Origin of the sequence: Yersinia sp. SCPM-O-B-9106 (C-191) (assembly GCF_026183365.1) — a bacterium.
In the GTDB taxonomy this organism is placed as follows: domain Bacteria; phylum Pseudomonadota; class Gammaproteobacteria; order Enterobacterales; family Enterobacteriaceae; genus Yersinia; species Yersinia rochesterensis.
Window position 1 is genome coordinate 1,905,556 of record NZ_CP110791.1, and the last position, 23,088, is coordinate 1,928,643.

Sequence of the window (23,088 nt, forward strand, 5' to 3'; positions counted from 1 at the left end):
TGATATTCTTCTGACAGTGACGTGATAACCGGAGCATACAGTGAATCAAAATCATTTCGGACAAATTATTGGCGCAGAGTTGCCGCACTGGCAATCCGCACTGCGACCTCAACCAGACGATTTACCGGGGAATTTTTGCCATTTGGTTCCCGTTGACTCAGATAAACATGAAATATCTTTGTATCAGGCTTATCACATGGCCGCCGATACGAGTGATTGGACCTATTTTTATTGTGAACGGCCAGAAAGTGAAGCGGATTTTCAGCAATATCTGCAAACATTAATTAATGCTAAAGATGCTTTCCACTATACGGTAGTCGAGGCGCAATCTGCTGTGGCTTTGGGGACGGTTGGCCTACAGCGAATTGATGAAAAAAATGGTGTAATTGAGATTGGTTCAGTGAATTGGTCACCGCGCTTAAAACGTCATTCAGCCGGTACCGAAGCTATCTATTTACTCTTACATTATGTATTCGACAAATTAGGTTATCGCCGTTGTGAGTGGAAATGTGATTCATTGAATGGGCCTTCAAATGCTGCTGCAATAAGATTTGGTTTTCAGTATGAGGGGCAATTTCGGCAGGCGATTGTGACCAAAGGGCGTAATAGAGATACCAATTGGTACGCCATCACTGACCGCGAATGGCCGCTCATTAAGCAAGCATTTAATGATTGGCTGGCGAGAGATAACTTTGATAATGAAGGCAAGCAAAAAACACGTTTACAGGATTTACGAATTAGCCGCTGATGACCACCAAATTAATTAAGATTAACGCTATCTTATTGTCTAGTTAGGTTATTTTTAATTATCGCCTTTGCTTAAAAAATAAACAAAAAAGCAAGGGCGAAATAACAAAGCCGGTTTAATGCCGGGAACTAAAAGTGAGTTAATAGTATCGCGTGATATAAAAAGTAATTAGAGTAAAAAACGAGCAGATGGGAATGTTATATTTTTTTACATTTTGCTATCGCGAATTTTACGAGTGTCATTATACTGTAATCATCTGGCGGTATTTTTCACACGGTGCATTGTTTAAGCTGATTATAGTTTAGGCTGTTGTTTATCACTGCGGGGATCGCTAATGGTAGAGTCCATGATTGGGCTGTTAAGACAAAATCAAAGTTTCAATCAAGCGACTCGTTGTTACGAGGGCTTACTCTCCGACTCTAAAATTCCAGTATTTTCGTCATCCTCGTTTCCAGTATCAACATCACGTTATCACTCCCTTGCGATATTGTTTTCATCCGGCTTATTGGGCTGGGGGGCTAACTTTATTCGCATTTTCATTGGCTATTATTGGCTGCAAAGGAAGCCAAAACCTCATCTGAATGTGAAACATCATCGCGCGGGCAATTTTTGCTCGGCGGTAGTTGAATCAAACTGAAAGGTGCCACTATGGGAAGACAGAAAGCAGTGATCAAAGCTCGTCGTGAAGCTAAACGTGTTATTAGACGTGATTCACGTAGCCATCGCCAACGTGAGGAAGAAAACGTGACATCGTTAGTGCAAATGGGCGGTGTTGAATCAATAGGTATGGCGCGGGATAGCCGTGATACCTCCGTTATTCAGGCGCGTACGGAAGCTCAAGGTCATTACTTATCAGCCATAGAAAGTAAACTACTCATCTTCGCTACCGGTGAAGCAGGGTGTGGTAAAACCTTTATCAGCGCGGCCAAGGCCGCTGAAGCATTAATTCATAAAGAAGTTGATCGGATAATTGTGACGCGACCTGTGTTACAGGCAGATGAGGATTTGGGCTTCCTGCCCGGTGATATCTCTGAAAAATTCGCGCCTTACTTCCGCCCGGTGTATGACATTCTGCTGCGCCGCCTCGGATCTTCTTTCATGCAATATTGTCTACGGCCGGAAATCGGCAAAGTTGAAATTGCGCCTTTCGCGTATATGCGCGGGCGTACCTTTGAGAATGCGGTGGTGATCCTCGATGAGGCACAAAACGTGACCGCCAGCCAAATGAAGATGTTTCTGACCCGTCTCGGTGAAAATGTCACGGTCATCGTTAATGGTGATATCACCCAATGCGACTTGCCGCGTGGCGTGAAATCAGGTCTCAGCGATGCATTGGAGCGTTTTGCTGAGGATGAAATGATTGGCATAATCCGCTTTGATAAGCAGGACTGTGTCCGCTCTGCGCTCTGTCAGCATACTTTGAATGCTTATTCATAATTCAAGTTTATGAGTAGATGAGCTGATAAAAAAGGGCAAGCGCATCAAACGCTTGCCCTTTGCTTATCCCCTTACGGGGATATCGACAAAGAATTGTCGCTACAACATAATCGTCATCATATACGCGGCAAACAAGGCCAGATGGGCGGTGCCGTTGAGCACGTTGGTTCTACCGGTAGAGAATGAGATTTGCGACAGAATCAAGACACTGACCATGACCACGATATGTGGCGCTTCCAGACCAAAGTTCAACTCTTGCCCCGTCAGTACGGCAATTAAAGTTACCGCCGGCACGGTCAGTGAAATGGTGGCCAGCACCGAACCAAAGAACAGATTCATTGCTCGCTGAACCTGATTCGCCAACACCGCTTTTAATGCTCCCAACCCTTCCGGTGACAGGATAAGTAAGGCAATCAGGAAACCGGTAAATTTCGCGGGTGCGTTTAACTCGGTCAACAGCGCTTCCAATGGGTTAGCATCAAATTTGGTAACCGCGATAACCGCAACTAAATGAACTAACAGCCAAACTGTGTGCCACAGGCTACTGTGAGAAGACGGTTTACCGTGGTGAGGGTCATCACCATCATCTTCATGTTCGTAGACAAACAAACTTTGGTGGGTTTTGGTTTGAATCAGCAGGAAAACACCATACATCGCCGCTGAAATTGCCGCGACAACCAGTGATTGTGCCACACTAAAACTGCCATCTGGCAAAGTGCTGGGTAATACCAACACAATGATAGCTAACGGGAAGATAGCCATCAGATACTGTTTAATACCGACTAAATTGACATGTTGGGTCGCAAATTTACGCCCACCGAGCAGCAAGGACACCCCGACCAACCCCCCGACAACAATCATGATGATGGAATAGAGTGTGTCGCGCATCAATGCGGGTGCAGCATCGCCTGTTGCCATCATCGCCGAGATCAAACTGACCTCCAACACCACCACGGATAGGCTGAGGATCAATGAACCATAAGGTTCGCCCAAACGGTGTGCCAGAACGTCAGCATGACGAACGACACTGAAAGCACTACTCAGAATACCGACCAGTGCAATCAGGTTGATCACGATAATGGCAGCAAAATTGCTGGTATCTCCCCAAATATTAAGGATAACCAGCGCAAAAATAGGCAGGAGAAGGGAATATTCGTGATGGCGAGATTTAGATCGGCCAGGATCATTTTGCGACTTCATTTCGAGCACGCTCCTAATAACTTTACTGCGCTAAATGGGCATTAGAGCCATTTAACGATAATTAAGTGCCGTATTGCAGGCTAAGTAGCTTTAAGACTAACAAATAACAGGGAATTGTCGCAGGAAATTTACAAGGTTTTAACGGGAAAAGGCAAAAAAGAATCAGTAAAATGGACACGACAAAGTAATGTCCATTGATTCTACAGATATTAATGAGATCTAGTCGTCAATATTGTCCATCACTTCATGGCGTTTGTGATGATAATCCTCTTCATTCAAACCCTCACGCCAATAAGGGACGGCATAGAGTTGCTGGCGGTCACAGCTTTTTTCACGGCGCAGGTAACGGCGCAACTGCACCACCATCCGGTCTTCACCGGCCAGCCAAAATGTCGCTTCTTCCATCGGCAAATCCAGTGCGCAGAATTGGGTGACAACATCATCGGTTTTCTCGGTACCGCCAATAATCCAACTAAGTTCAACACCCGCCGGTTTCACCAGATTAAGCACATCTTGCGGAGTATCGACACGAATAATGGCATGCCCTTGCGCATTGGCGGGTAATGTTTCCAACAATGCGGCGATGGCGGGCAGTGAAGAAGGATCTCCAACCAGATAACTGTATGTTGCCGCAGGTAGCATGGTTTCAGGCCCGCCAGGATTCGTTATCCCTATCCAATCACCCACTTTGGCATGACGAGCAAAATCTACCGCTGGGCCGCTATGGTCATGAATGGCGAATTCAATGTCTATTTCACAAGTTTCAGGACGGATGGCGCGAACAGAATAGGTTCGAACAATGGGGCGCACATCTGCTGCGGGCCATTGTGGGCCTTTCTCGCCAAGAACCGGTAATTCCGGCTGTGTTTGATGGGCTAATGGTAGGAAGACTTTCAGATGCGCCCCAGCACAATCAGCTGGGTAGTTATGCAATGTTGGGCTGTGGAAAGTGATTCTACGCAAATGTGGGGAAGTGTCTGCCACCTTTCTTACCTGCACCAAGCGCGGAGGAGTTGGACGATATTTAGGGGGGGCTGAGGTTGCTGTGGTTGATTTTTGGGTCACAGTCTTTCCTTCTGATTTTATGGTGTTTTATAAGAGATGAATTATACCATTAATAAATCTTAATGATAATTATTTGCATGAAAGTAATTTTTATAAAGACAAGTTGCATAAGAACAATATAAGAAACACGAAAAGCGGCATTGATCGCGGCGGGAGCAGGGCAAGGTGCTATATTAAAAAGTTATTTATTATAGCCGATTTTGTTTTTGAGCATTTGGCTGAGTCAAATTTGCCATGTTCTATAAATTTTTATTTTTTGAAAAATAAGGCTATTTCTCAATTTCACGTCTAAAGACACCTTTTTAGGAATGCCATTCACTTTGCTTAGTACAAAAAAACATAAGCAACGGTTTTTTTGTATTTGTTTGTCACCCATATCCCCCGTAAATCTATTGCTACCCCTCGGACGTGAAGCCGCCGCAGCATTATTGGTGACCTTCACTCACCGCCTATCTGTAACGCCGGGTTCTTTGGGTATATCAAACAGAATGAAATGAAAGGGGCTTAGTATGAATTTCCAACAGCTTAAAATTATTCGGGAATCAGCCCGTTGCAATTACAATCTGACCGAAGTGGCAAACACACTATTTACTTCGCAGTCCGGTGTCAGCCGGCATATCCGCGAGTTGGAAGAAGAATTAGGCATTGAGATATTCATCCGACGAGGAAAGCGGCTATTGGGGATGACTGAGCCGGGCAAAGAGTTACTGACCGTCGCGGAGCGCATGTTAAATGATGCTAATCAAATCCGCCGTCTGGCAGATGTATTTAGCAATAATGATAGTGGGCAGCTACATATAGCGACTACACATACTCAAGCACGTTATAGCTTACCGCGAGTGATTAAAGAGTTTCGCTTGTTGTATCCGCAGGTCAAGTTGGTGATTAGCCAAGGAAATCCGCAAGAAATTACCGCGATGTTGCGATCCGGCGAGGCCGATATCGGCATTGCCACTGAATTATTGATGAGTGATGAATCTGTCGCAGCATTTCCTTATTATCGCTGGCACCACGCGATTGTGGTGCCAGAAAATCACCCATTAACACAAGAATCGAACATTACTCTGGAAACCTTGAGTACCTTGCCATTAATTACTTACCGGCAAGGAATAACTGGCCGTTCCCGTCTGGATAATGCTTTTAAAAATGCAGGATTAACCCCCGATATTGCCCTCAGCGCACAAGATTCTGATGTCATTAAAACCTATGTCGAACTGGGCATGGGCGTAGGTATTTTGGCGGATATGTCTTATGAAGCACATCGCGACAAAGGTCTGGTACGGCTCAATGCTGAGCATCTGTTTGATGCCAATACAGTATGGTTGGGGTTAAAACGGGGGCAGTTACAACGTAACTTTATCTGGTTCTTTATCCAACTCTGCAATCCAACACTTTCCCTACATGACATTAAAGAGAAAGTGTTGGCGGAAGCAGTAGATGAAGTGGTGCTTGATTACGAAATTTAGCTTATCAGTAAAATGGTCTGATGATTCTGACAAAATCGTCAGTCAAGATCATCATTGTCCGGGGTAAATTGCACCCGTACCTCTGTCCCACCTGATTCCCGTTGGCGAATATCACAATGCCCATTCAGGCTGGCGGCTCTATCATGCATAATCATCAGGCCGTAATGATTTGGCCGCTTACTGGCTTGACCAATCCCACGGCCATTGTCGATGATTGACATGACGATATCACCTTGCTCGACCATGACGTTGACTGCGGCCTCACTGGCGCGGGCATGCTTATAAATATTATTCAGTGCTTCCCGCGCGATATTGACCATATGAATGGCTTGATGGTTAGGAACTGCATCTGGCGGTAAGTTGAAATCGAGTGTAATAGGCAAGTTGGCGCGCTCGCTGAATTCATTGACCAATGTTTGAAGTGCGGCCTGTAATGTCGCGGCATTGAGTTTCAAACGGAAGGTGGTCAGCAACTCACGTAGTTGGCGGTAGGCAGTATTAAGTTCATCGCGCATTTGCTTAATCAATAACTTACTGGGTTCTGGCAAGTCCGGAACCTGAATTTGCAAACAGCTAATTTGTATTTTCAAACAGGAAAGTGACTGAGCGATGGAGTCATGCAGTTCGCGGGCAATGGCGGAACGCTCTTCCATAAGCAGTAATTGCTGCTGGTGTCTGGCCTGACTTTCCAGTGCCAATGTGCTGGTCAATTGCTCAACTAACATATTCACTAATTGTTGCTGATCTGAATTGAGCGGGTTCTCTGAAGGAAGCTTTGCCAGTAATAAGCCATATTGACCCAACTTATCGGACAAACTCCAACTAAGAGATTCCCGTGATGCCGCACGATCCGCAACAATAGATGAACCGCTAATAGTTAACTGAGTCGGGCGATTTTGCGGCGGCAAATATTCACCATCCAAAGCATCAGTCAGTTGTGAGCGGTAAAGGTGATTTTCATACAGACAAATTTGTACATTCTCCAGCGGTGTCAGGGTTTGCAATTGCTCAATCACTGGCACCAAACGTTCACTGAGTGGCTGATGGGTATGCAACTGGCGACTGCTATGATAAAGGAAAGCCAATACTTGGTTTTTCTGTTGTAAATCAGCCGTTTTCTGGACGACACGTTGCTCCAAATCACTATAAATTAATGAAAGCTCCTGCGACATGCGGTTTAATGCGGTTCCCAGCATCCCCATTTCGTCTCGCTGATAGGGTTGAGTGAAGCGCTTGCTGAAATCACCGCGGCCAATTGCGTTCGCCATCGAGATCAATTGCAGCCATGGGCGCAATAAACGGCGGCGGAGATAATAAATAGTGGCGATCATCAGCCCCAGAGTCAGCACAATGAAAACCAACTGAATCATAGTCACCAGCAATAGGCGCTGCTCGGTTTTATGGTCGATAGCGAGTACCAATGCATCCAGTTGGTGGACAAAATCGGCCACACTGGTAGCGACATCATCGGGCTGCTTAGCTCGTAGCAGTTGTGGTTTTAAGGTCGTTTGCCAGTAACGTTCAATTTGCTGGTATTGGCTAGTTAAGCCCTCCCGTTGGAGTGAAAGCTGTAAATCACTGCTGGTTTTATCTTGCTCCAGTGCCGCCAGATAGGGTAAATCCCCCTTATCTAGCGGCACCATGGAAAGCAGCCGATAACTTTGCATGCGCAGGGAACCTGCTTTATTGATTGCATGCGCATTACCTTGAATGCTTTGAGCCATCCATGACGAAATTGTCATACCCGCCAACCCCAACATGCCCAGTAGTATCATCAGTAAGGCAATCTGATTAACTAATGGAATTAGGTAACGTTTCATAAAGTGGCATTCCTTTAACCTATAAGCGTGGCAGCCTTGCCGTGTTTAATCCCGCAATATTAGTGTTAGTGGGATTTCATACCGGCGGCTGTCATCATCATACGGAACAGCATGGAAACTGCCAATAAAGCCAGCACACTGCCGCACCAGATCAGTAGCATCCAACCGACTCTCTTCCACCACGGGGATTTTACTGGCTCAAGTGGTTGGGAAGATGATTGTGATTTCATCATTCAGTGATAACCCTGTTCGTGATTGATTTTTCCCCTGAACACATAGTAGCTCCAGAAGGTATAAACCAGAATGATTGGGATAATAAACAGTGCGCCGACCAGCATGAATCCCAAGCTCTGTGGTGGGGCGGCTGCTTGCCATAAGGTAATTGATGGCGGAATAAGATAAGGCCAAATGCTGATACCTAATCCGCTGTAGCCCAAAAACACTAACAACAAAGTCAGCAGGAATGGGGCATAATGCCCGCCATGTTTGACGGCGCGCAGTAAAGACCCGCTTGCCAATAGCACCAATAATGGGACGGGCAGGAACCAGAAAAGATTAGGTAAGCTGAACCAACGCGCCGCAATTTGTGGGTGGCTCAGGGGTGTCCACACGCTGATAATGATAATAATGAGTAGCATCATCAATGTCAGTGGCCTTGCCAGTTTTTGCATTACTTGCTGCACATGACCGTCGGTTTTCATGATGAGCCAGGTACAGCCAAGTAGAGCATACGCAATGACCAGACCCAAGCCGCAGAACAGTGCAAAAGGGGTAAACCAATCAAATGGCCCGCCACTGTAGCTGCGCCCGGTGACTGGGAAGCCGTGAATAAATGCCCCGACTACCATGCCCTGAGTGAAAGTGGCAATCAGCGAGCCGCCAATAAAGGCTTTATCCCAGATATGCTGTTTTTCCTGGCTGGCTTTAAAACGAAACTCAAATGCAACACCACGGAAAATGAGCCCCAGCAGCATTAAAGTCAGCGGAATAGCCAGAGCATCAAGAATAACCGCGTAAGCCAGTGGGAAAGCCCCCAGTAGCGCCGCGCCACCCAGCACCAGCCAGGTTTCGTTGCCATCCCAGACTGGGGCGACGCTGTTCATCATTAAGTCCCGATCCCGGCTGTTTTTAACCAGCGGGAACAGAATGCCAATCCCTAAATCAAAGCCATCCATCACCACGTACATCATGGTGCTAAAGACAATAATGACAAACCAAATCAGTGGAAGATCAATGCCCATCATGAGCTCCTCTTTGGGTTATTGTCGGACGTCAATAAATCGCCATCAGCATTAAGCGGTTCACGAATTGCTGACAGAGGGCGAGCTGGCGTGGCGTGTTGACCGGGGCCACCTTTATCTTGTTGATGACCTTCATGCGCTTTTGGTCCTTTGCGGATGAGCCGCATCATATAGGCGTAACCGACACCAAAGACTGAGCCATACACCAGGATAAATATCAGCAAGCTGATGCTCATATGTATCTCACCATGGGATGAAACTGCATCACTGGTGCGCTGTAAACCATAGACAATCCACGGCTGGCGGCCCACTTCGGTGGTAAACCAGCCCGCCAGAATAGCAATCAACCCCGATGGCCCCATCCACAATACAAAATAAAGGAAGGGGCGTGACTGATACAGACCACCACGCCAACGGAGCCACAAACTCCAAAAACCGGCCAAAATCATTAACATGCCTAACCCGACCATAATGCGGAAAGACCAAAAAACAATGGTTGAGTTCGGGCGATCTTCCGGTGGGAAAGATTTCAGCGCTGGGATCTGTTTTTCCAAGCTGTGAGTCAGAATAAGACTCCCTAAATAGGGGATTTTCAGCGCGAAATGGGTTTTCTCTTGCTTCATGTCCGGCCAGCCAAACAGGATAAGCGGCGTAGGTTCACCGGGTTTATTTTCCCAGTGCCCCTCAATGGCTGCAATTTTAGCCGGTTGATATTCCAGTGTATTTAGGCCATGGGCATCACCAATAACGGCTTGCAGTGGGGCGATAATCAAGGCCATCCACATTGCCATCGACAGCATTTTTCGCATCGCGGGGGTATCGCGTTTGCGCAGTAAATGCCAGGCGGCAGAAGCACCGACAAAGAATGCTGAGGCCAGAAAAGCGGCGGTCGACATGTGCAGCAAGCGGTAGGGGAAAGAGGGGTTGAATATCACTTTTAGCCAGTCAACCGGCACCACTTGCCCATTAATCACTTCAAAGCCTTGGGGCGTTTGCATCCAGCTATTGGAAGCCAATATCCAGAAGGTCGACATGAGGGTGCCCAATGCCACCATGCAGGTGGCAAAGAAATGCAAACCGGGGCCAACACGATGCCAGCCAAACAACATCACACCAAGAAAACCGGCTTCGAGGAAGAAGGCTGTCAGGACTTCATAAGTCAGCAGCGGGCCGGTGATGCTGCCTGCAAATTCAGAGAAAAAGCTCCAGTTAGTGCCAAACTGGTAGGCCATCACCAGACCAGAGACGACCCCCATACCAAAGTTGACGGCAAAGATTTTTGACCAGAAATGGTAAAGATCGCGGTAATCCTCATTTTTGGTTTTTAGCCATAAACCTTCGAGCACCGCCAGAAAGCTGGCCAGCCCAATAGTGATCGCTGGGAAGATGATATGGAACGAAATGGTGAAAGCGAATTGGATCCTGGCCAACTCGAGAGCGGTTAAGCCAAACATAGCGACCTCGCTGTAAACATGGTACTGCCTCATCAATCTAGAAAATAAATCGCGCCATATTGATTATTCGGGAGAGCTGCAACGGGCGATTATTTCGGGTGTAAACTTGGCAGTTAGTTAACCATAAGTTAAAGTGGCTATAATAGTGACAATTAATTAAATCTTACCTATAACAGTTGGTCTATGACGCGATATGAACAGTTAGCGCAACAAATTCGGGCGCAAATACAATCCAAGGTCTGGCAAGCGGGCGACAAACTGCCTTCATTGCGAGAAAGTTGTAAGCAATCGGGGTTAAGCTTAATGACCGTGGTGCAGTCTTATCAGTTACTGGAAAGTCAGGGCTGGATCGTGGCGCGCCCGCAATCAGGATATTATGTTGCTTCGCGCCCGACCCAATTGCCTCAGCCACAGCGCGGCAAAAAACTGCATCTGGATGAGCAGGTAGACATTAATACCTTTATTTTTGATGTGCTACAGGCGGGGAAAGATCCCGCCATAATACCTTTGGGTTCTGCATTTCCTGACCCCAGTTTATTGCTGCAACCCCGCTTGTCACGTGCGCTAGCCAGTGTCGCGCGCAAAATATCACCACAAAGCTCAATGACTAACTTACCGCCGGGCAATGAAAGTTTACGGCGCAATATTGCTCAGCGTTATGCCGCTAGTGGGATGAATGTTTCACCGGAGGAAATTGTGATTACCGCCGGTGCGATGGAGTCGCTTAGCCTGAGTTTACAGGCGGTTACGCAACCCGGAGATTGGGTAGTGATTGAGTCGCCAGCATTTTATGGTGCATTGCAGGCCATTGAACGCTTGCGCTTAAAAGCCATCGCCATTACCACACACCCGCAGCAGGGGATGGATCTCGATGCGCTTGAGCAGGTCATCAGTCAGTACCCCATCAAAGCTTGTTGGTTAATGACGCATTTCCAGAATCCGCTAGGTTGCACTATGTCTTGGCCACAGAAAAAACGGCTGGTGGGTTTGCTGCAACAAAATAATATCTCGCTGATTGAAGATGATGTTTATGGCGAATTGTATTTCGGCGCTGAGCGCCCGTTGCCGGCCAAAGCCCTCGATCAACACCGGCAAATTTTGCATTGCTCCTCTTTTTCTAAATGTTTGGCTCCGGGGTTTCGCGTCGGCTGGGTCGCGGCAGGTGAACACGCGCAGCGGGTGCAACATTTGCAATTGATGAGTACGGTTTCCGCCAGTGTTCCGACCCAGTTAGCCATTGCCGATTATCTCAGCCAAGGGGGGTACGATACTCACCTGCGCCGTTTGCGCCGCATCATGGAACAGCGGCTCAATGCACTGCGCCAGGCAGTGGTGGAGCACTTTCCCAAGAATGTTAAAATCAGTCACCCCGCAGGGGGATATTTCTTATGGTTGGAACTGGAACCGCCTTTCAATGCCAGTGAATTATACCAGCGAGCACTGGCGCAGGGGGTCAGTATTGCACCGGGGAGAATGTTCACCACCGGCCAGCAATTTGATCACTGTTTTCGTTTGAATGCTTCATTTGCCTGGTCGGAACAAAGTGAAAAGGCCATTCGCATTTTGGCTATGTTGATAATTCAACTGACCTGTGGTGATGATAGCCGCTCGCGTTAGCCCGGCCACCTTTCCTCAATACTCTGCTTTTCAATACAATCAAGGCTTCTCAATACAATCAGACAGGCGGCTCCAGAAAATGGAGCCATAGCCACATTTTCTTCTGCTGAAATGACCGCTTTATTTTTACTTTCGCTATTGTGATAAGTAAACGTGTTATGCATAAACGGCTTAATCCCACACTTCTTACCCACTTATTCAACAGTAGAAATGCACTTAATTGATGCGCTCAATGCTCATTTATAGGGCGCTAAGAATATCTATTGTTGATTTTATGTTGCCAAAGTGTGATCTGACAGAGCAAAAATCAAAATTGGCATTGAATGCATATAATTTCGAGTGAAACCCACGGGATAGGCCAATTTAGCCGATTAATACAGTATGAATGCTGGCTATTTGCATAATTATGCATTTTAAATATTTGTTTTAATGGGAATTAAACATTTTATTCACATTGTGGTCGGTGTGGCACGAAAGCTGCTCTACACTTTATGTCAGGTGAATATATTTCATTCTTCATTATTTCCAGAATAAGAGATTTTGTTGGGTGGCAAAGTGGTTCCTCACGACAAGTTTCTCATCCTTATTTACGCTGATTAAAGAGGTCTCTATGGAACAGCCAATCCCGGTTACCCGACAGTCTTTTGATGAATGGATAGTCCCGACCTATGCTCCGGCAGATTTTATTGTGGTACGTGGTGAAGGGGCATTGTTGTGGGATCAGCAGGGTAAATCTTATATCGATTTTGCCGGGGGTATTGCTGTCAATGCCTTGGGGCATGGGCATCCAGCCGTGAAAGCTGCATTGATTGAGCAAGCAGACAAAGTATGGCATTTGGGCAATGGCTATACCAATGAGCCGGTACTGCGTCTGGCGAAGCAATTGATTGATGCCACCTTCGCCGAGAAAGTGTTTTTTTGTAACTCAGGGGCTGAAGCCAATGAAGCGGCGCTGAAACTGGCACGCAAATATGCATTGGATAATTTTGCCAATAAACCGGGGCAACAGGGTGAAAAGAATCAGATTGTCGCCTTTAGAAACGCGTTTCATGGCCGGACACTCTTTACTGTCTCGGCGGGCGGGCAGCCGAAATACTCACAGGATTTTGCTCCGTTACCGGGTGGAATTAGCCACGGTATTTTCAATGATCTGGCCTCTGCTGAGGCGCTAATCAATGACCAAACCTGTGCGGTGATTGTCGAACCGATTCAGGGTGAGGGCGGTGTGTTACCCGCAGAAACCGAGTTTCTACATGGCCTGCGGGCATTGTGCGATCGCCATAATGCCTTACTGATTTTTGATGAAGTACAAACCGGGGTGGGCCGCACCGGCGAGCTGTATGCCTATATGCATTATGGCGTCACGCCTGATGTCCTGACCAGCGCTAAAGCCCTCGGCGGTGGGTTCCCCATTGCGGCGATGTTGACCACCACAAAATATGCCAGTGCCCTGAATGTGGGGAGCCACGGGACAACTTACGGCGGTAACCCGTTGGCGTGTGCGGTTGCGGGAACTGTTTTATCCCTCATCAATACTCCTGAGGTACTGGCGGGTGTGAAAGAAAGGCATCAGTGGTTTTTAGAGGGGTTGGCAGAGATTAATGCTCGCCACAAGGTTTTCGCCGAAATCCGTGGGCGCGGTTTATTGATTGGCTGCGTACTCAACAGTGATTACGCCGGTAAGTCTAAAGACATCATTCAGGCCGCCGCTCAACATGGGCTAATCGCCTTGATTGCTGGCCCTGATGTGGTGCGCTTTGCGCCGTCACTGATTATTTCACGACAGGATATTAAAGAGGGGTTAGCCCGACTTGCTCTGGGTATTGAGCAGGTTTGTCGTAAGGCTAAGCCGTAACACATAAGCCGTAACACTTCGGCAGTCAGCAAGGACCTTGAATATGATGAGAGTTCGCCCGGTAGAGCGCCGTGATTTAGCCGATATTTTTGAGTTGGCTGGAAAAACCGGCGTTGGCATGACCTCACTGCCGCAAAATGAGCAGCATCTCGAAGCGAGAATCGAGCGTGCATTGAATACCTGGCAAGGTTCTTTGGCGGTAGGTGAACAGGGTTATCTGTTTGTGTTGGAAGATACTGAGCGGGATAAAGTCGTAGGGGTCAGCGCCATTGAAGTGGCCGTGGGAATGAATGACCCTTGGTATAACTTCCGCGTGGGGACTCTGGTTCACGCCTCCAAAACGCTCAATGTGTACAAATCAGTCCCGACCCTATTCTTGAGCAATGACCACACTGGCTACAGCGAACTCTGCACTCTGTTTCTTGATCCTGAATATCGTAAGGATAAAAACGGCCCTTTCTTATCAAAAGTCCGCTTTCTGTTTATTGCCGCATTTCGTCAGTTTTTCTCCCGCAAAGTGATCGCCGAGATGCGCGGTTACACCGATGAGCAGGGGCGTTCGCCATTTTGGGAAAACGTTGGCCGCCACTTTTTCGCTATCGAATTCGCTAAAGCGGATTATTTGAGTGGGACGGGGCAAAAAGCATTTATTGCTGAATTGATGCCAAAACACCCGTTGTATGTGGATTTCCTGGCCGAGGAAGCCCGTGCGGTGATAGGTCAGGTTCACCCCCACACTGCACCTGCGCGGGCGGTTCTGGAGACTGAAGGCCTGCAATATCAAGGGTATGTCGATATCTTTGATGGTGGCCCGACATTGGAAGCCAGTATTGATGAAGTTCGGGCGGTGCGTGATAGCAGCCAACGAAAAGTCGTTATCGATGATAGCGATATTGACCCAACTGGCACCGCCTATTTAGTGACCAATGACAGTTACCAATATTTCCGCGCAATATTGATTCACACTCATCTATCAGACGAATTGCTGCATTTAACCACTGAAAATGCAGCCGCACTGGGGGTCATCGCCGGTGATTCGGTTCGGATAATTAGCCTTTTTGCACCGGAGACAAGAAAATGACCCATCCAGCACTGTTTATTCAGGGGCAATGGCGCACTGGCAAAGGTGCTCATTTCGACAAACATGACCCTATGGATCAGCAATTATTATGGCAAGCGCGTGCCGCTGACAGCACAGATGTTGCCGCCGCCTGTAGTGCGGCGCGCGATGCTTTCCCCGCTTGGGCACGGACGCCACTGGAACAGCGGGTGGCCATTGTTCAACGTTTTGCCGCATTACTTGAACAACATAAACAGCCATTGGCGCGCACCATTAGCCTGGAAACCAGTAAACCACACTGGGAAACTCTGACAGAAGTGCAGGCCATGGTGGGCAAAGTGGCCATTTCATTGCAAGCCTATCAAACCCGCACCGGCAGCAGCCAAACCCCGATGGCGGATGGCGTTTCAGTGCTACGGCACCGGCCGCATGGCGTGTTGGCAGTATTTGGCCCTTATAACTTCCCCGGACATTTACCGAATGGGCATATTGTCCCTGCATTGTTAGCGGGCAACACGGTGGTGTTTAAACCCAGTGAACTGACCCCGGTGACAGCAGAAGAAACCGTCAAATTATGGCAATCGGCAGGTATTCCTGATGGCGTGCTCAATTTAGTGCAGGGCGGGCGAGAAACCGGCGAAGCACTGGCGGCTCAACCTGATATTGATGGCTTGCTGTTTACCGGCAGCGCCAATACCGGTTACCACTTGCATCAAAAACTGGCCGGTCAGCCAGAGAAAATTTTGGCGCTGGAGATGGGCGGAAATAATGCGCTGATCATCGAGCAAGTGAAAGACTGTGATGCGGCAGTCAACCTCGCGATTCAGTCTGCGTTTATCTCCGCCGGTCAGCGCTGTACCTGCTCGCGCCGCCTGTTAGTTAAACGCGGTGAGCAAGGTGATGCATTTTTACAGCGTTTTGTGGCGGTAGCTAAAGCGCTGCGTATCGGGCGCTGGGATAGTCAACCGGCTCCTTTTATGGGGGCGGTGATTTCCGCTCAGGCGGCTGAAAAAATGCTGGTAGCTCAACAACATCTGCTGGCATTAGGGGGGCAATCCTTATTGACCATGACTCGCCCCGATAGCCAAAGCACCGTTTTAACACCGGGTATTATTGATATCACCGGCCTCAGTGAGGCCCCTGATGAAGAATATTTTGGCCCGCTGGTGAGTGTGATTCGCTATACCGATTTTAGTGAGGCACTAAAAATAGCGAATCAAACCCGATTCGGTTTAGCCATTGGTTTGGTTTCAGAGGACAGAGAACAGTTCGATCAACTGCTCTTGGAGGCGCGTGCGGGTATTGTTAACTGGAATAAACCGTTGACGGGAGCCTCTAGCGCAGCTCCCTTTGGTGGGATCGGGGCTTCAGGGAATCATCGACCAAGTGCATTTTACGCCGCTGATTACTGTGCCTGGCCGATGGCGTCACTCGAAAGTGAAAGCTTGACGCTGCCAGCTACCTTGTCGCCGGGGATTTCTTTCGATTTACCTGATTAGCCCTACGACATAATGAGAACATAGGCGCGAGCGGAGAATACGATGGCAGGATATGAAGTGAACTTCGATGGATTGGTTGGACTGACCCATCACTATGCGGGATTGTCTTTTGGCAATGAAGCCTCTGCCAAACATCAAAATGCACTCTCCAACCCGAAGCTAGCGGCAAAACAAGGTTTGCTGAAAATGAAAACGCTGGCTGATTTAGGGTACAAGCAGGGCATATTGCCACCGCAGGAGCGCCCCGCGCTAGGTTTTTTACGCCAACTGGGGTTCAGTGGTTCAGATGAACAAGTCTTGAGTGAGGTGGCGCGCAAATCTCCACGGCTGTTGTCGGCGGTGAGTTCAGCATCATCCATGTGGACGGCGAATGCAGCGACAGTCTCGCCCTCCGCTGACAGTGCTGATGGCCGGGTTCATTTTACTGTTGCAAACTTGAATAATAAATTTCATCGGGCCATTGAGGCCAATACAACGTCAGCAATATTAAAAAGTATTTTCAATAACCATCGTCATTTTGTGCATCACGATGCTTTGCCTTCGGTTGAGTTATTTGGCGATGAGGGCGCGGCAAACCATAACCGTCTGGGGGGCGAATATGACCACCCCGCGATCCAGGTCTTTGTTTATGGTCGTCAAGGGCTTGAGAGCGGAATAGCACCTAGCCGATATCCTGCCCGGCAAACATTGGAGGCCAGCGAGGCCGTGGCGCGATTACATCTGTTAGATCCTGACCAGGCTGTTTTTATTCAGCAAAATCCAGCGGTTATCGATCAAGGAGTATTCCACAACGATGTTATCGCGGTCAGTAATCAAAACGTGTTATTCCATCACCAATACGCATTCGTGCCCGATATTCAGATAATGGATAGTTTGCGCCGCAAGATGGCGCGAATTGAGCAACAGCTAGTCACCATTGAAGTACCTGCTGCGCAAGTTTCTGTCGGACAAGCGGTATCGACCTATCTATTTAACAGCCAATTATTGAATAAACTTAATGGGAAGATGCTGCTGGTAATCCCACAAGAATCACAAGAAAACCCAGCGGTGTGGGGATATCTATCTGAACTGATAAATAGCGGCGGCCCAATTGATGAAGTTAGAGTTTTTGACCTGCGCGAAAGTATGCACAATGGCGGTGGGCCGGCCTGTTTGCGCTTGCGTGTCGCGCTAAATGAAACAGAGTTGGCGGCGGTGAATAGCCGAGTGATGATGACTCCAGCCTTGTTTGTAGCGCTGAATAATTGGGTCGATAAACATTATCGCGATCGTTTGCAATTTAAGGATTTAGCAGACCCGCAGTTATTGCAAGAAGGGCGACAAGCATTGGACGAATTGACGAAAATACTTAACCTTGGCTCAATATATCCGTTCCAGAATCATTAATAAAAACAAGGTCATTAACCAACAAACCAGTCATCCAGCGGCGTGCACCATAAGAAACTATAAGTCAATGGAAGGAGCGATGATGCTAGATTTTTTGTCTGCCACACTCTCGGGAAATCCACCACAGGTTACCGGCGGTGAAACTCCCAATCTTAAATGGCACTGGCTGGATGAGGGGGTGTTGATGCTGATACCCCACGGCAGTTATTCACAGTCAGTGGTGTTATCGGCAGGTATTCATGGAAATGAAACGGCTCCGATTGAGATTCTAAACCAATTGGTATCAGATCTATTAGCAGGCAAATTGCCTTTGGCAATACGTTTGTTGGTCATATTAGGCAATCCACCGGCTATCAGGGCCGGAAAACGCTATCTCACTGCCGATATCAATCGCATGTTCGGTGGGCGTCATCAAAATTACTCACCTATTGATGAGGCTAGACGGGCTGAAACTCTTGAACAAAGGGTGGGCGAGTTTTTTGCCGCCGACTTACAATCCACACGGCTACATTATGATTTACACACGGCGATTCGCGGTTCTTATCATACTCGATTTGGTTTATTACCTTATCAAACCACGCCGTATTCAGCGACCATGTTGCGCTGGTTAAAAGATAGTGAGCTAGAGGCATTAGTCATGCACTCCGCCGCAGGGGGGACTTTCGCCCACTTTAGTAGTGAATTTTGTCAGGCGGCAAGTTGCACTCTGGAATTAGGTAAAGCGCTGCCCTTTGGGGAGAATCAACTCGAACAATTTAGTTCTATCATCACTGGTTTGCGCGCATTAGCCGGTGGTAGACAGCTGCCGGGGCGTTCTAGCGGGGCAATAATATTCTACCGCGTGGTGAAATCACTGTTTAAGCAGCATGCAGATTTTAAACTGTGGGTGGCGGATGACACAGTGAATTTCACTCGCTATACGCAAGGGACATTGCTGGCAGAGCAACTTAATGAACATTATTGCGTTGAACATGAATACGAATGGATCTTGTTCCCGAATCCTGGGGTTGCGTTGGGGTTACGTGCTGGGATCATGTTGGTGCAGATGGATGAGAGTGAATTAAAAAAAATATAAATAAGGGCATATTACTAATACCGCCCTCGATAGTTACGCAGGGTAATATCACTTATGGGCGTTCAACTTAAGTTAAATTTAAAGTGATATGTCGGTTTTGATATTCAAAAAAGCTAACTATTAACATCAATAGCTCACTTTTCATTCACCAAATAAGAAAATATCTTATTCCATTTGCTATAAGTAATATGTCGTTTATTAAAACCCATCAAATTAACAAGCATACTAAACCCCTACTTTCTATAAACCTATCAAAGTCATTTATGTTTTTTTTCTTTGTTGCACCAAATTGGATATTAAACCCTTTATTTATTGTGTTTTAAATAGTCCATAAATTGCTTTGAATATATAAAAAATAGAATAGGAGTGTGATATCAACTCCATTTTACAAATCTAATTACTCAAAAGAACAAAAAAGAAACAAATTGAAATGACTTCGCACCAAAATGGTGCTAATGCACTATTTTGGTTATATGTAATTACCTAAAAATAAAGTTAATCAAAGGGTTATGGAAAGTTCCATAAAAAATATTTTGTTACAATTATTTACCTACTTATACCTATATATCTTCAATTTTACCGTTTTAACTTTTCGTGCTTAGTGATAATGTTTCTTCGCTTTACAAAGACAGGTCACAATAAAAAATTAAAAGTTAACTTCGATGAGGCTAAAACATTAATTTAGCCCGCAGGTTAATTTTATTAAAATTTAAAGGAAAAATAATGATGAAGCGCAGTGTTCTGGCCTTAGCGGTCACCTTGAGTATCGTTCCTACTCTTTCAAATGCAGCGGAAATTTATAATAAAGATGGCAACAAATTGGATCTTTATGGCCGCGTAGCCGCTAAATACCTTTTCTCAAACCATAATAATGCTGATGATACTTATGTGCGTTTTGGTTTTAAGGGTGAAACACAAATCAATAGCCAACTGACCGGTTTCGGCCAGTGGGAATATAACGTTGCTGCAAAAAATGCAGAATCTCAGGGTGATAAAGGCAATAAAACCCGTTTAGGTTTTGCTGGTTTAAAATTTGCTGAATTCGGCTCTTTTGATTACGGCCGTAACTATGGCGTAGTGTACGATGCACTAGCTTATACTGATATGTTGCCAGAGTTCGGTGGCGACTCAATCGCTTACACCGACAACTACATGACGGGTCGTTCAACCGGTCTGGCAACTTACCGTAACTCTGATTTCTTCGGTCTGGTAAAAGGTCTGAATGTTGCAGCTCAGTATCAGGGCCGCAATGACGATGGCGATACCTCTAAGAATGAGCGCGCAATCCAGAAAGCTAACGGCGACGGTTTCGGTTTGTCTGTTGATTATCAAGACATCGAAGGCAGTGGTATCGGCTTCGCAGGTGCGTACTCTAACTCTAACCGTACCTTGGGTCAGAAAACTCTGGCTAACAGTGCTACCGGTGATAAAGCTCAGGCTTGGGCTACAGCGCTGAAATATGATGCAAACCAAGTTTACTTGGCAGCGATGTACGGCGAAACCTTGAATATGACACCATACAAGGCATTGATCGCGAACAAAGCCCAGAACGTAGAATTGGTTGCTCAGTATCAATTCGAAAATGGTATTCGCCCGTCGATTGCTTATGTTCAGTCTAAAGGTAAAAACCTGGATGCAGTGGGAAGTGCTGATTTGCTGAAATATGCTGAAATCGGTGTGACTTACTACATCAATAAAAACATGTTTACCTATGTTGACTACCAGATTAACTTATTGAATGAAAACAACCCTCTGGGTCTGGGCACAGATGATACTGTTGCTGTTAACTTGACCTACCGTTTCTAAGTTAACTTAAACTGCAAGTATTACCCTTTTCTGTGTCGGAAATAGGTGAATGAGAAAGGCGGGGTTATTCCCGCCTTTTTTGCATTTAAAATATTCAGATATAGACTAAATAATTCGAGTTACATGAAGACGGCAATAGAGAGACAAATCTATCGGGGGTCGATTTAAACGCGGGTTACAGTGGCCTCGCAGAGGCGAGGCCCATGGATGGATTGAGTAATGAGCTTGGCCAACGCACACACTGCTGGTGTATGACAGATATTATTGGGCGCGAAAGGATTAGTGCAAATCAGTGTTGATAATGTTGTTCGCCCCATGCCAGCATGGTATTGACTAATTGCTGGAGTAACGGTTGTAAGTGACCAGCACGTTCTGGCAAATAGGGGTAAGGCTCAGTTTCAGACATATAGTTTAACTGTGATAACTCTAGTTGTACCGCGTGTTGGTGGGCCTGTGGTAAACCATATGCTCTAGTTATATAACCGCCTTTAAAACGGCCATTTAATATATAGCTAAATGCAGTTTGTCGTTCGCAACATTCTATCAATTGCTTACTTAATGAGGGTGCGCAACTGGCCCCGCTGTTGGTTCCGAAATTCAAATCTGGTAGCTGTCCCTCAAATAACCTCGGGATAACTGAGGCAATCGAATGAGCATCAAGTAGTAATGCATAGCCAAATTTATCTTTAAGCCGTGCCAGCTCAAGTTGAAGCTGCTGGTGGTAAGGGCGCCAGATATGTAACAGGTAGGATTGACGCTCCTGCGGGGAAGGTGTTTTACCCGGCATAAAACAAGGGCGACCATCAAACAGTGTTTCGGGGAACAAACCCGTAGTTGCGGTGGTATATAGCGGCTGATCATCTTCTGCACGGTTCAGGTCGACCACTAAACGGGAATAATGACCTATGACTACACTGGCACCCATATTATGGGCGAAATCATAGAGACGAGGAATATGCCAGTCGGTATCTGATAGGGGGTGAGCAGCATCGCTCAATCCCGCCTCAACGATGGGAGTCAATCGTGTTCCTGCATGTGGGATACTGATTAGTAAAGGCAGTTTCCCTGCCCGAAAACTTAACGGATCAGTTAAATTCATGGTCGGGTATCTCCTTTGAAAACAACAGTTACAGGTAATTGACCGCCAAGCCAGTAAGCCAGTTCTGCAGGACGTGATAATGGCCAATGGACCCAATTGGCTAATTTACCCGTCTCCAGTGTTCCCTGAGTATCTTGTAACCCTAGAGCTTGAGCCGCATGGCAAGTGACACCCGCTAGCGCTTCTTCCGGTGTCATACGGAATAATGTGCATGCCATATTGAGCATCAAACGCAGGGAGAGTGCGGGGGATGTTCCCGGATTGGCATCACTGGCTAATGCCATTGGTACATTATATTGGCGAAACAACTCAATTGGAGGACATTGTGTTTCTCGCAACAAATAATAAGCGCCCGGCAGTAATACCGCGACCGTGCCAGCATTAGCCATTGCCTGGACATCTGACTCAGTGGCGTATTCAAGATGATCTGCTGACAGGGCGTTAAATTTGGCAGCCAGAGTGCTCCCATTTAAGGAAGAAAGTTGTTCAGCATGCAGTTTGACCGGTAAACCTGCTTGTTGCGCGGCTACAAATACGCGCTCAACTTGTGCAGGCGAGAATGCAAGGTGTTCACAAAAAGCATCAACAGCGTCGGCTAACTTTTCGTTTGCAACTTCGGGAATGATAGTGCCACAAACAAAATCAATATAATCATCAGCTCGACCCGCAAATTCAGGTGGCAGAGCATGCGCTGCCAGACAAGTTGTTTTGACCGTCACAGGTAGTAATTGACCCAACTGGCGGGCCACGCGGAGCATTTTCATTTCACTTTCAAGACTAAGGCCGTAACCGGATTTGATTTCAATGCAGGTCACTCCTTCAGCAAGGAGGGGTTTTATACGAAATAAAGCTTGCTCCAATAATTGCTGTTCGCTGGTATTTCTCGTCGCTTTTACGGTCGACACAATACCGCCACCATTGGCTGCAATGTCAGCATAACTCACGCCATTAAGCCGTTGTTCGAATTCGGCACTACGATCACCACCAAACACCAAGTGGGTATGGCAATCAATTAATCCGGGAGTAATCAGGCCGCCTTGGTAGACAACCTCGCGTGAGGCATTGAGCATGGGTAATTCATTATAAGGCCCGATCCAGACTATTTTACCGTCAGTAACCGCCATTGCCCCTTGCGAGATCAGGTGATATTTCCCGCCACGCATAGTCACGATATCGGCACCGTACCACAAACTGTCACAGTGAATTGTTGACACCATCTGACTCCCCAAGATCTTCAGTATTAAGTTGTATATACAATCA

General features: G+C 46.9%; 18 protein-coding genes and 1 pseudogene. 11 read left to right on the top strand and 8 right to left on the bottom strand.

Annotated elements, in window-relative coordinates:
• The first annotated feature begins 40 nt into the window (after positions 1–40).
• From OP863_RS08795 to phoH, 3 genes and pseudogenes are all read left to right on the top strand, one after another.
• A complete protein-coding gene (locus OP863_RS08795; protein WP_038633544.1) occupies positions 41–748 on the top strand; it encodes a GNAT family N-acetyltransferase in 708 nt (235 codons plus the stop codon).
• 334 nt (positions 749–1,082) lie between these two features.
• Positions 1,083–1,329, top strand: a pseudogene (locus OP863_RS19995) (hypothetical protein).
• 67 nt (positions 1,330–1,396) lie between these two features.
• Positions 1,397–2,185 carry a phosphate starvation-inducible protein PhoH gene (phoH, locus tag OP863_RS08800; protein ID WP_005169005.1) on the top strand — a complete coding sequence of 263 codons (789 nt, stop codon included), beginning with the start codon at positions 1,397–1,399 and terminating at the stop codon, positions 2,183–2,185.
• Positions 2,186–2,284: 99 nt separating this feature from the next.
• Here the strand turns inward: phoH and chaA are convergent, their stop codons facing one another.
• Together chaA and OP863_RS08810 are read right to left on the bottom strand one after the other, a co-directional pair.
• Positions 2,285–3,385, bottom strand: a complete 1,101-nt coding sequence (gene chaA / locus OP863_RS08805) for a sodium-potassium/proton antiporter ChaA (RefSeq protein ID WP_038633532.1) — start codon at positions 3,383–3,385, stop codon at positions 2,285–2,287.
• A gap of 219 nt (positions 3,386–3,604) precedes the next feature.
• A complete protein-coding gene (locus tag OP863_RS08810) occupies positions 3,605–4,450 on the bottom strand; it encodes a siderophore-interacting protein (protein WP_145589542.1) in 846 nt (281 codons plus the stop codon).
• A gap of 509 nt (positions 4,451–4,959) precedes the next feature.
• Here OP863_RS08810 and cbl point away from each other — a divergent pair.
• A complete protein-coding gene (cbl, locus tag OP863_RS08815; RefSeq protein WP_145591636.1) occupies positions 4,960–5,916 on the top strand; it encodes an HTH-type transcriptional regulator Cbl in 957 nt (318 codons plus the stop codon).
• Positions 5,917–5,954: 38 nt separating this feature from the next.
• Here the strand turns inward: cbl and narX are convergent, their stop codons facing one another.
• The 4 genes from narX to OP863_RS08835 all read right to left on the bottom strand — a co-directional run bounded on the left by narX (position 5,955) and on the right by OP863_RS08835 (position 10,431).
• Positions 5,955–7,736, bottom strand: a complete 1,782-nt coding sequence (gene narX, locus OP863_RS08820) for a nitrate/nitrite two-component system sensor histidine kinase NarX (protein ID WP_145591637.1) — start codon at positions 7,734–7,736, stop codon at positions 5,955–5,957.
• 65 nt (positions 7,737–7,801) lie between these two features.
• Complete coding sequence (locus OP863_RS08825) at positions 7,802–7,969, bottom strand: DUF2474 domain-containing protein (protein WP_145589544.1); 168 nt, start codon at positions 7,967–7,969, stop codon at positions 7,802–7,804.
• Positions 7,970–8,977, bottom strand: a complete 1,008-nt coding sequence (gene cydB / locus OP863_RS08830) for a cytochrome d ubiquinol oxidase subunit II (RefSeq protein ID WP_038633523.1) — start codon at positions 8,975–8,977, stop codon at positions 7,970–7,972. It abuts the gene before it with no gap.
• A complete protein-coding gene (locus tag OP863_RS08835; protein ID WP_265526136.1) occupies positions 8,977–10,431 on the bottom strand; it encodes a cytochrome ubiquinol oxidase subunit I in 1,455 nt (484 codons plus the stop codon). The genes cydB and OP863_RS08835 overlap by 1 nt, the downstream gene beginning before the upstream one ends.
• A 183-nt stretch (positions 10,432–10,614) precedes the next feature.
• On the opposite strand from OP863_RS08835, the gene OP863_RS08840 reads away from it, so the two are divergent.
• The 7 genes from OP863_RS08840 to OP863_RS08870 all read left to right on the top strand — a co-directional run bounded on the left by OP863_RS08840 (position 10,615) and on the right by OP863_RS08870 (position 20,729).
• Positions 10,615–12,048: a PLP-dependent aminotransferase family protein gene (locus tag OP863_RS08840; protein ID WP_145509705.1), complete on the top strand. Its 1,434-nt coding sequence runs from the start codon at positions 10,615–10,617 to the stop codon at positions 12,046–12,048.
• A gap of 610 nt (positions 12,049–12,658) precedes the next feature.
• A complete protein-coding gene (locus tag OP863_RS08845; RefSeq protein WP_145589546.1) occupies positions 12,659–13,903 on the top strand; it encodes an aspartate aminotransferase family protein in 1,245 nt (414 codons plus the stop codon).
• A gap of 43 nt (positions 13,904–13,946) precedes the next feature.
• Positions 13,947–14,984, top strand: a complete 1,038-nt coding sequence (astA, locus tag OP863_RS08850) for an arginine N-succinyltransferase (protein ID WP_038633511.1) — start codon at positions 13,947–13,949, stop codon at positions 14,982–14,984.
• Entirely contained in the window at positions 14,981–16,462 is a 1,482-nt protein-coding gene (gene astD / locus OP863_RS08855; protein WP_265526138.1) for a succinylglutamate-semialdehyde dehydrogenase, read from the top strand. Before astA ends, astD begins: the two co-directional genes overlap by 4 nt.
• Before the next feature lie 42 nt (positions 16,463–16,504).
• Positions 16,505–17,848, top strand: a complete 1,344-nt coding sequence (gene astB / locus OP863_RS08860; protein WP_265526140.1) for an N-succinylarginine dihydrolase — start codon at positions 16,505–16,507, stop codon at positions 17,846–17,848.
• Positions 17,849–17,930: 82 nt separating this feature from the next.
• Positions 17,931–18,923: a succinylglutamate desuccinylase gene (gene astE, locus OP863_RS08865; protein WP_145589550.1), complete on the top strand. Its 993-nt coding sequence runs from the start codon at positions 17,931–17,933 to the stop codon at positions 18,921–18,923.
• A gap of 723 nt (positions 18,924–19,646) precedes the next feature.
• Positions 19,647–20,729 (top strand): porin, encoded by a 1,083-nt coding sequence (locus tag OP863_RS08870; RefSeq protein WP_145589551.1) that lies wholly within the window; start codon positions 19,647–19,649, stop codon positions 20,727–20,729.
• Positions 20,730–21,018: 289 nt separating this feature from the next.
• Here OP863_RS08870 and hutG read toward each other — a convergent pair whose 3' ends face one another.
• Together hutG and hutI are read right to left on the bottom strand one after the other, a co-directional pair.
• Positions 21,019–21,828, bottom strand: a complete 810-nt coding sequence (hutG, locus tag OP863_RS08875) for an N-formylglutamate deformylase (RefSeq protein ID WP_145589552.1) — start codon at positions 21,826–21,828, stop codon at positions 21,019–21,021.
• Positions 21,825–23,045 carry an imidazolonepropionase gene (gene hutI / locus OP863_RS08880; protein WP_145540808.1) on the bottom strand — a complete coding sequence of 407 codons (1,221 nt, stop codon included), beginning with the start codon at positions 23,043–23,045 and terminating at the stop codon, positions 21,825–21,827. Before hutI ends, hutG begins: the two co-directional genes overlap by 4 nt.
• Between the last annotated feature and the right edge of the window lie 43 nt (positions 23,046–23,088).